This is a genomic window from Kitasatospora sp. NPDC059571, assembly GCF_042735675.1.
In the GTDB taxonomy this organism is placed as follows: domain Bacteria; phylum Actinomycetota; class Actinomycetes; order Streptomycetales; family Streptomycetaceae; genus Kitasatospora.
Genome location: NZ_JBHWBW010000315.1, coordinates 1 through 9,318, shown reverse-complemented (window position 1 = coordinate 9,318; position 9,318 = coordinate 1). Strand labels below are relative to the sequence as shown.

Sequence of the window (9,318 nt, the reverse complement as noted above, 5' to 3'; positions counted from 1 at the left end):
CAGCATCCGCACGCCGTCCCGGGCCCCGCCGCGGGCCGCGGGCGGGGCCCCGGCGGGGGGCTGGGGTGGGGCCCCGGCCCGGGCGCAGCCCCCGGCCGCACCCCCCGGCCGGGCCGGGGGGGGATCCGGGGGAGCGGGTGCGGGCCTCGTCGGCATGCGGGAACGGGTGGCCGCCGTGGGCGGCACCCTGGAGGCCGGGCCGCGCGGCACCGGGTTCCGCGTGCGGGCCCGGCTGCCGATCCGGGGCGGCGCCGTTGACGGCGGCATCGTGAACGGCGGCACCGGGGGCACCGGCGACACCGGTGCCGGGCACGCTGGTTCTGCCGGGCATGCCGGTTCTCCCGGGGACGCCGGTGCCGGGGACGCCGGAACCGGACCGGAGCGGGGATGACGGCGCGGACGGCTGCGCGGGCGAGGGCGAGGAGGTTGCGGTGATCCGGGTACTGCTGGCGGACGACCAGGCGCTGGTCCGGGCGGGGTTCCGGGCGCTGCTCGACGCCCAGCCCGACATCGAGGTGGTCGGCGAGGCCGACGACGGCGCGCAGGCGGTGGCGCTGGCCGCCGAACTGCACCCCGACGTCGTGCTGATGGACATCCGGATGCCCCGGCTGGACGGCCTGGAGGCCACCCGCAGGATCGGCGCCGACCGGTCGCTCACCGGACTCCGGGTGGTCGTTCTCACCACCTTCGAGCTGGACGAGTACGTCTTCGAGGCGCTGCGCGCCGGGGCCGCGGGGTTCCTGGTGAAGGACACCGAGCCCGCCGAACTGCTCCGGGCCGTCCGGGTCGCGGCGGCCGGCGACGCCCTGCTCTCGCCGGGGGTGACCCGGCGGCTGATCGGGGAGTTCGCCGCCCGGTCCAAGTCCCCGCAGTCGGTGGGTCTGGACGTCCTCACCGAGCGCGAACGGGAGGTGCTGGCCCTGGTCGGGCTGGGCCTCTCCAACGACGACATCGCCCGGCGGCTGGTGGTCAGCCCGCTCACCGCCAAGACCCATGTCAGCCGGGCGATGTCCAAGCTCGGCGCCCGGGACCGTGCCCAACTGGTGGTCCTGGCCTACGAGTCGGGGCTGGTCCGGCCGGGCTGGCTGGGCTGAGCCGACGCTCCGGGTGGAGCGGGCACCACCACTGCACCGGAGGTCGGGGGTGGAGCGGGCGCCACCACTGCACCGGAGGTCGGGGGTGGAGCAGGCACCAGGGTGAAGACGGGTGCTGGGGGGATGGGCGCGGGGTTGTGGGGCGGGTTGACTTCACGTCATGCGAAGCCTTCCCCGCCGCATCGCGGCTCTTGCCCTCGCCCTCCTCGTCCTGCTCGCCGCCACCGGAGCGCTGGCCCGGCAGGTGGGCCCCCTCCCGCCCGAGGTGCCCGACGGGCCGGGCGGGCCCACCGGTGCCGATGGGCCCGGGCCGGACACCGCGGCGTCCGGTGCGCGTGCCGGTCCGGCGCCGCCGCTGCCGCTGCTGCCGGTGTGGGTGCCGCGCGTTCGCGGTCGGGCCCATCGGCGTGCCCTACCCCGGGTAGGACTGAAGCTCGATCAGCGTCCCCTCCGGGTCGCGCAGATGTGCCGTGCGCAGCCCGGGCCCCCAGGCGGGCCGGTCCGCGGGCCCGGCCACCTCGGTCGCGCCGTGGCGCAGGCAGAGGGCGTGGCCGGCGTCCACGTCCCCGACCCGGCAGACGAACATCACGCCGTCACCCACACCTGCTCCGCGCGGCCCCTCCTGGTCCGTGCCCTCCGACCCGAGCGCCGCGGCCATCGCGCGGCGGTCGAACAGCGTGAGCACGCCCTGCCCGGCCACGTCCCAGTGGGCGTACGGGCCCTCGGGGCCGCCCTTCACCAACTCGGCACCCGCCAGCTCCGGGAGGACGGCCCGGTAGAAGTGGAAGGCGTCGGCGAACCGGTCGACCAGCAGGCGCGGGTGAAGGGCGTCCACGAGGGCTCCTCGAGCAACTCGAAAAATAGTGGGTGTGGACCCACTATAGGGACGCACCTACAATTTCTCCCATGGAATCCCCGGACACGCTCGCCCCGCCCAGCCTGGTCGGCCTCGGCACCTACCTGCTGTCCCGGACGGGCAAGGCGGCCCGCGGCCGGCTCGCCGACCGCCTGGCGGGCCGAGGGCTGCGGCTGTGGCACATGGCCGTGCTGGCCGCTCTCACGGACTTCGGGCCGCACGTCCAGCGCGCCCTGTCGACACGGCTGGGGGTGGACCCGAGCGACATCGCCAAGGTCGTCGACGACCTGGCCTCGGCCGGCTGGGTCGAGCGCAGCCGTGACCCCGCCGACCGCCGCCGGATCAGGGTCTCGATCACCGCTGCCGGCCGGTCGGCCCTCACTGACCTCCAGGCGGAGGCGGAGCAGGTCCAGGACGAGCTCCTCGCCCCGCTCACCACCGCCGAGCGCACCCAACTGACCGACCTGCTCAGCCGCGTCTTCGACCACCTCGGGACGGACGCCACCGATCCCACGCCCGGCCCGATCCCCGGCCCGATCCCCACCCCGGACACCGCCCGCCCGTAGCCCCGCCCCGTCCGCAGCGCCGTCCGCCCATGACGCCTGACTCCCCGTAACGCAGCCCCCTCGGCGACCACTCCGCCGCCCGCCACCACCTCGCACCCGCGTCCGTACTCCGCCGGGAGTACCGGCAATGCCGCTGACCGGACGACGCGCCCGCCCGCCCCCCGACGGCAGGCTCGGAGTGTCGCGCAGAAGGCGACCCGGAAGGCAACGAGGAGATGGACGTCATGGACACCTTGCTGGCGAACGCGGACGGCCACTGGCCCGGGCCGTGGATCCTGCTCATCCCGCTGTTCTGGGCGGCCGCGGTCGTCCTGGTGGTCCTGATCCTGCGGCGTACGGTCTGGCGGCGGGGGCCGTGGTCCCACTACGGCCACGGCGGGCAGGGGCCGCTCGCGACCCTCGGCGACCGATACGCGCGGGGCGAGATCGACGTCGAGGAGTACCGGGCGAGGCGCGCGGTACTCACCGAGCACGACCAGTACCCCCGGACGGGCGGTGCCAAGTGACCGTCGTGGTGGAACTGCACGCCGCCGCGCGGGTCGCCGATGCGGTGAAGGTCTACGGCGTCGGCGAGACCCGGGTACGGGCGCTGGACCATGTCTCGGTGGAGTTCCCGGCCGGCCGCTTCACCGCCATCATGGGACCGTCGGGCTCCGGCAAGTCGACCCTGATGCACTGCGCCGCCGGTCTGGACACCCTGACCGCCGGCAGTGCCTACATCGGGGCCACCGAACTCGGCGGCCTGAGCGACCGCAAGCTGACGGAGCTTCGGCGCGAGCGGATCGGGTTCGTGTTCCAGTCCTTCAACCTGGTGCCCACACTCACCGTCCGGGAGAACATCACCCTGCCGCTCGACCTGGCCGGCACCGAGCCCGACCGCGCCTGGGTGGATGCCCTGATCGACGTCGTCGGCCTGGGCGACCGCCTCCGGCACCGACCGTCCGAGCTGTCCGGCGGGCAGCAGCAGCGGGTCGCGGTCGCCCGGGCGCTCGCCGGCCGCCCCCAGGTGGTCTTCGCGGACGAGCCCACCGGCAACCTCGACTCCCGGTCCGGCGCCGAGGTGCTGGGTCTGCTGCGGCAGGCCGTCGACACCATGGGCCAGGCGGTGGTCATGGTCACCCACGACCCGAACGCGGCCGCCCACGCCGACGAGGTGCTGTTCCTCGCCGACGGCCGACTCGTCGACAGCATGCGCGCGCCCACCGCCGACCTCGTCCTCGACCGGATGAAGGCCTTCGACACCCGGGCGGAGCGGCCGGGTCCACAGGCCAAGGCCCAGTCTCCGGCGCAGGCCCGGGCCCAGACCCAGAGCCAGACCCAGGCCCAGGCTCCGGCCCGGGCGGACGGCGAGCGGGGTGGTCCGGTATGAGCACCGCACTGCGCATCGGGCTGCGCTCGGCCCTCGCCCACCGGCGGCGCCTCGCCGGGACGGTCTTCGCCGTGCTCCTGGGCGTGGCCTTCCTGACCGGCACCATGGTGCTGGGCGACACCCTGCGGGCCAACTTCGACACCTTGTTCGCCGATGCCAACGCCGGCACCGGTGCGGTGGTGCGCAGCGCCGACGTCCTGGACGCCCAGGGCGTGCCCGGCGGTGTCCGGGCGCCGGTCGACGCGGGGCTGGCGGACCGCCTGCGCGCGGTGCCCGGGGTGAGCGCGGCCGAGCCCTCGGTCCAGGGGGCCGGGCAGTTGGTGGGGAGCAACGGCAAACCGGTCGGCGGCCAGGGCCCGCCCACGCTGGCCGGCAACTGGCTGACCGACCCCGTCCTCAACCCCTACCGGCTGGCCGAGGGCCGGGCGCCGACCGCACCCGGCGAGGCCGTGATCAACCGCGGGGCGGCCACGGCGGGCGGGCTGCACGTCGGCGACACCACGGTGCTGCGCACCCCCGACCCGGTGCGGATCACGATCGTCGGCATCGCCACCTTCGGGGCCGACGCCGACGGGATGGGCCCCTCCACGTTCACCGGGCTGACGCTCGCGGACGCGCAGAGCCACCTCATGCCGAAGGGGTCCGGCCAGGCGTCCGCGATCCGGGTGCGCTCGGACACGCTGTCGCAGCGCGGGCTCGTCGACCGGATCCGGCCGGAACTGCCCTCCGGCGTGGAGGCGGTGACCGGGCAGGCGGCCACCGCGGAGTCCACGGCGGACGTCTCCGGACGATTCCTCACCATGTTCACCACCCTGCTGCTGGTCTTCGCCGGGATTGCGCTGCTGGTGGCGACCTTCACCATCCACAACACCTTCGCCATCGTGGTCGCCCAGCGGACCAGGGAGAACGCCCTGCTGCGGGCACTCGGGGCCGGCCGCCGACAGGTGCTGGGCGGCACCCTCGCGGAGGCGGCGGCGGTCGGGGTACTGGCCTCCCTGGCGGGCCTGCTCGGCGGGATCGGTGTGGCGGCCGGACTGAAGGGCCTCTTCGCGGCTCTCGGCTTCGCCCTGCCGACCGGCGGCATGGTGATCGGCGCGGCTTCGATCGCGCTGCCGCTCGCGGTCGGCGTGCTCGTCACGCTGGGCTCGGCCCTGCTGCCCGCGGTCCGGGCCGGCCGGACGGCCCCGCTCGCCGCGCTGCGCGAGACCGCGGTGGACGGTGCGGCCGGCGGCCGTGCCGGACGGATCCGGGTGGTGGCCGGCGCCGTCCTGCTGGCGGGCGGTGTCCCGCTGGCGGCGGTCGGTGCGACCGACGGCCCGTCGGTGGTGCTCACCGCGGTCGGCGCCGTCGCCGCGCTGGCCGGCACGGTCGTGCTCGGCCCGGTCGCCGCCGGCCCGGCCGTCCGGCTGCTGGGCGCGCCGCTGCCCGGCGTGCGCGGTGTGAGCGGCGCGCTCGCCCGCCGCAACGCGGCCCGCAACCCCACCCGCACGGCGGCCACCGCGACCGCGCTGATGGTCGGGGTCGCGGTGGTCACCCTGTTCACCGTCTTCGGCGCCTCCCTCCGGGCGACGCTGAACGACACGGTGGACCGCTCCTTCGCCGGCGACCTCGCGGTGACGGCGCCGTCCTTCGGTGCCGGCGGCAGCGGGGTCAGCCCGAAACTCGCCGCTGCCGTCGGACAGTTGCCCGAGGTGCAGCAGGCGGTCGGGCTCGGCAAGGGGGTCGCCCGGATCGACGGGCACGGCCGCCAGGTGGACGTCACCGATCCGGACCGGCTCGCCGGGGTGGTCTCCCTCGGCCGGGTGGACGGTTCGCTCGCCGGGCTCGGCACCGACGGCCTCGCCGTCTCCCGGGCGGAGGCCGGCGCCCACGGCTGGCAGGTCGGCAGCACCGTCCCGGTGTCCTTCGCCGACGGCAGCACGACCTTCACCGTCCGCGCGCTCTACGAGGGCGGGGGAGTGGCCGGGGACTACCTGATGACCCGCCGGGCCTGGGCGCCGCACCGGGTCCAGGACAGCGACACCCTGGTCGCGGTGAAGCTGCGGCCCGGGGTGTCCCCCGCCGCCGGCAAGGCCGCTGTCGAGCGGGTCGCCGCAGGCTTCGGCAACCCGCAGGTGCAGGACCGCGCCGAGTACGCGGCCAGTGCCGCCGCCGGCGTCGACATCATGCTGTCGGTGGTCTATGCGCTGCTGGCGCTCGCGGTGCTGATCGCCCTGCTGGGCATCGCCAACACGCTGACCCTCGCGGTGCACGAGCGGACCCGCGAACTGGGACTGCTGCGCGCGGTCGGCCAGACCCGCGGACAGCTGCGGTCGATGGTCCGCTGGGAGTCGGTGCTGGTGGCCGCATTCGGCACGGTCGGCGGCCTCGGGCTCGGCGCCTTCCTCGGCTGGGCGCTCGTCCGGGCGTCGGACAGCGCGGGCACCGGCTCGTTCGCGCTGCCCGCGGCCCGGCTCGCGGTGGTGCTGCTGGCCGGCCTGGTGGCGGGCGCCGTCGCGGGCCTGCGACCCGCCGGGCGGGCAGCCCGGATGGACGTGCTCCGCGCGATCGCGGCCGACTGACACCGGGCGCGGCGGTGGGACCGGCGGCTCGGCCGCTCCCACCGCCGGCCCCGGCCCGCTCGGGGCCGCCGAGACGTCACTCGTCGATAAGGGTTCACTGGAGACGGCGTAACAGTCACTTATCGTAGTCGCCTGTTACACTCGGTGGAGGTGACCCGGCTCTGAACGAGGACGAGGGAGTACAGCGATGGCCCTGCACACCGTGGACGTGGACCGCTCCGACGACGCCTACCGGGCGTGGCTGAAGGATGCCGTCCGCAAGGTCCAGGCGGACGCCAACCGCTCCGCCGACACCCACCTGCTGCGCTTCCCGCTGCCCGAGGACTGGGGGGTCGACCTCTACCTGAAGGACGAGTCCACCCACCCCACCGGCAGCCTCAAGCACCGGCTCGCCCGCTCGCTCTTCCTCTACGGCCTGTGCAACGGCTGGATCAGACCGGGCAAGCCGGTCATCGAGGCGTCCAGCGGCTCGACCGCGGTCTCCGAGGCGTACTTCGCCAAGCTGATCGGCGTCCCGTTCATCGCGGTGATGGCCCGGACGACCAGCCGCGCCAAGATCGAGCTGATCGAGTTCCACGGCGGGCGATGTCACCTGGTGGACGACCCCTGCGAGGTCTACGAGGTCTCCGCCCGGCTCGCCGAGGAGACCGGCGGCCACTACATGGACCAGTTCACCTACGCCGAGCGGGCCACCGACTGGCGGGGCAACAACAACATCGCCGAGTCGGTCTTCGCCCAGCTGCGCCTGGAGCCGCACCCCGAGCCGGCCTGGATCGTCGCCACCGCGGGCACCGGCGGCACGTCCGCGACCATCGCCCGCTATGTGCACTACATGCAGTACGACACCCGGATCTGCGTCGCCGACCCGGAGAACTCCTGCTTCTTCGACGGCTGGGTCAACCACGACCCGGAGGCGACCTGCGCCAGCGGTTCGCGGATCGAGGGCATCGGCCGGCCGCGGATGGAGCCGAGCTTCGTGCCGGGCGCCGTCGACCGGATGATGAAGGTGCCGGACGCGGCCTCGATCGCCGCGGTCCGCGTCCTGGAGGTCGCCCTCGGCCGGAAGGTCGGGGCCTCCACCGGCACCGGGCTGTGGAGCGCACTGCGGATCGTCGCCGAGATGCGCGCCTCCGGTGAGCGCGGCAGCGTCGTCACCCTCATCTGCGACCCGGGCGACCGCTACCTCGACAAGTACCACTCGGACGCCTGGCTGGCCGGGCAGGGCATCGACATCGCGCCGTACCGGACCGAGTTGGAGGACTTCCTCGACGGCGGCCGGCTCACCCTGACCTGACCTGACCTGGCCTGACCTGACCTGGCCGCGGGCTCCGCTCCGCCCGCTCCGCGCCCGTCCCGGCATGCACCGGGGCGGGCGTTCGGCGTTCGCACGACGGAGGGGCGCAGGCGGAAAACGCGTGGCGCGCTCCCGAGCTCCCCTCTACGCTGTACAAGACTTCTACGGTGTACGGGAAAAGGGGTGGGGAATGCCGGCGACCGATCGCAGGCCGGACCGGTGGGTGATCCTCGCGGTCATCTGTCTCGCACAGCTCACGGTGGTGCTGGACAACACCATCCTCAACGTGGCCGTGCCCTCACTCGGCGAGGAGCTCGGTGCGAGCACCGCGCAGACCCAGTGGGTCATCGGTGCGTACTCGCTGGCCCAGGCGGGCGTGCTCATCGCGGCCGGCGGCCTCGCCGACCGGTACGGGCGCAAGAAGGTGCAGCTGCTCGGGCTGGCGCTGTTCGGGCTCGGCTCGGCCGCGGCCGCGTTCGCCGACGGCCCCGGCGGGCTGATCGCGGCCCGCGCGGGCATGGGCGTGGGTGGCGGCCTCCTGCTGGCCACCAGCCTCGCCATCGTCGTGCGCACCTTCGACGCCGAGGAGCAGCCCAGGGCGATCACCGCCTGGACGGCCGTCGCCTCCCTGGGCATCGCGCTCGGCCCGGTGGTCGGCGGCGCCCTGCTGGCGCACTTCTGGTGGGGCTCGGTCTTCCTCGTCAACCTGCCGATCGCCGCCCTCGCCCTGATCGCGGTGGCGCGCCTGGTCCCCGAGTCCAAGGACCCGCGCGGTGACCGCCCCGACCTGCCGGGTGCCGTGCTCTCCACCGCCGGCCTGGTCGCCCTGGTGTACGCGGTCATCCAGGGCCCGGGCCAGGGCTGGACGGCGCCGCGCATCCTGCTGGCCGGCGGCCTCGGCCTGCTGTTCCTGCTGGCCTTCGCCCTGTGGGAGCGCCGGATCGAGCACCCGCTGCTCGACCTGGCCTTCTTCCGCAGTCCGCGGTTCCGCGGCGCGGTCTCCGGCGGGGTGCTGGTGAGCTTCGGCATGGGCGGCTCGCTCTTCCTGCTCACCCAGCACCTGCAGTTCGTGCTCGGCTACGGCCCGCTGGCGGCCGGCCTGCGGACGGCGCCGATGGCCCTCACCGTCGTCGTCCTCAACCTCACCGGCACCGGCATGCGGCTCACCGCGCGGCTGCGCCCGCCGGTGGCGGTCGGCACCGGGCTGGGGCTGCTCGCCGCGGGCCTCGCGGCGATCGCCGTGCTCGGCCGCGGCGGGTCCTACCCGGGCATCCTGCTCGGCCTGGTGCTGATGGGCGCCGGCGTCGCCTGCGCCCAGCCCGCCATGGCAGGCGCGGTGATGACGTCCATCCCGCCGGAGCGCGCCGGCGTCGGCTCGGGCCTGATGGGCACCCTCGGCGAGCTGGGCAACTCGCTGGGCGTCGCGGTCCTCGGCGCCGTGCTCACCGCCGGATTCGCGGTGTCGCTCCCGCCGGGCCTGCCCGACTCGGCGGCCCGCTCGCTGCCGGACGCACTGGACGCCGCCGGCCCGGGCGGCGCCCGCCGGGGGACGACCCCGGTGGCGGAGATCAGTAACTC

The 9,318-nt window shown here is 75.1% G+C and carries 8 protein-coding genes; 7 read left to right on the top strand and 1 reads right to left on the bottom strand.

What is annotated here, in order from left to right; all coding sequences use genetic code 11:
- Positions 1-431 precede the first annotated feature (431 nt).
- The gene (locus tag ACFV0G_RS27590) at positions 432-1,094 is read left to right on the top strand and encodes a response regulator (RefSeq protein WP_380553538.1); all 663 of its coding nucleotides are present in this window, start codon (positions 432-434) and stop codon (positions 1,092-1,094) included.
- A gap of 412 nt (positions 1,095-1,506) precedes the next feature.
- On the opposite strand, the gene ACFV0G_RS27585 is transcribed toward ACFV0G_RS27590, so the two are convergent.
- Positions 1,507-1,929, bottom strand: coding sequence for a VOC family protein (locus tag ACFV0G_RS27585; protein ID WP_380553535.1), 423 nt, complete (start codon positions 1,927-1,929; stop codon positions 1,507-1,509).
- 71 nt (positions 1,930-2,000) lie between these two features.
- On the opposite strand from ACFV0G_RS27585, the gene ACFV0G_RS27580 reads away from it, so the two are divergent.
- The 6 genes from ACFV0G_RS27580 to ACFV0G_RS27555 form a co-directional block, all read left to right on the top strand.
- Positions 2,001-2,516 (top strand): MarR family winged helix-turn-helix transcriptional regulator, encoded by a 516-nt coding sequence (locus tag ACFV0G_RS27580; RefSeq protein ID WP_380553531.1) that lies wholly within the window; start codon positions 2,001-2,003, stop codon positions 2,514-2,516.
- A gap of 224 nt (positions 2,517-2,740) precedes the next feature.
- Complete coding sequence (locus ACFV0G_RS27575; RefSeq protein WP_380553528.1) at positions 2,741-3,022, top strand: SHOCT domain-containing protein; 282 nt, start codon at positions 2,741-2,743, stop codon at positions 3,020-3,022.
- A gap of 8 nt (positions 3,023-3,030) precedes the next feature.
- Positions 3,031-3,885 (top strand): ABC transporter ATP-binding protein, encoded by an 855-nt coding sequence (locus ACFV0G_RS27570; RefSeq protein ID WP_380553541.1) that lies wholly within the window; start codon positions 3,031-3,033, stop codon positions 3,883-3,885.
- The gene (locus ACFV0G_RS27565) at positions 3,882-6,446 is read left to right on the top strand and encodes an ABC transporter permease (protein WP_380553525.1); all 2,565 of its coding nucleotides are present in this window, start codon (positions 3,882-3,884) and stop codon (positions 6,444-6,446) included. Before ACFV0G_RS27570 ends, ACFV0G_RS27565 begins: the two co-directional genes overlap by 4 nt.
- A 187-nt stretch (positions 6,447-6,633) precedes the next feature.
- A complete protein-coding gene (locus ACFV0G_RS27560; RefSeq protein WP_380553522.1) occupies positions 6,634-7,740 on the top strand; it encodes a PLP-dependent cysteine synthase family protein in 1,107 nt (368 codons plus the stop codon).
- 190 nt (positions 7,741-7,930) lie between these two features.
- Positions 7,931-9,318 (top strand): MFS transporter (locus ACFV0G_RS27555; RefSeq protein WP_380553519.1); only part of this gene is annotated, 1,388 nt, incomplete at its 3' end.

Bases quoted from the DNA above. Each gene is read 5' to 3' on its own strand.
- ACFV0G_RS27575 (WP_380553528.1), top strand. From the start codon at position 2,741: ATGGACACCTTGCTGGCGAACGCGGACGGCCACTGGCCCGGGCCGTGG.
- ACFV0G_RS27560 (WP_380553522.1), top strand. From the start codon at position 6,634: ATGGCCCTGCACACCGTGGACGTGGACCGCTCCGACGACGCCTACCGG.
- ACFV0G_RS27580 (WP_380553531.1), top strand. From the start codon at position 2,001: ATGGAATCCCCGGACACGCTCGCCCCGCCCAGCCTGGTCGGCCTCGGC.
- ACFV0G_RS27565 (WP_380553525.1), top strand. From the start codon at position 3,882: ATGAGCACCGCACTGCGCATCGGGCTGCGCTCGGCCCTCGCCCACCGG.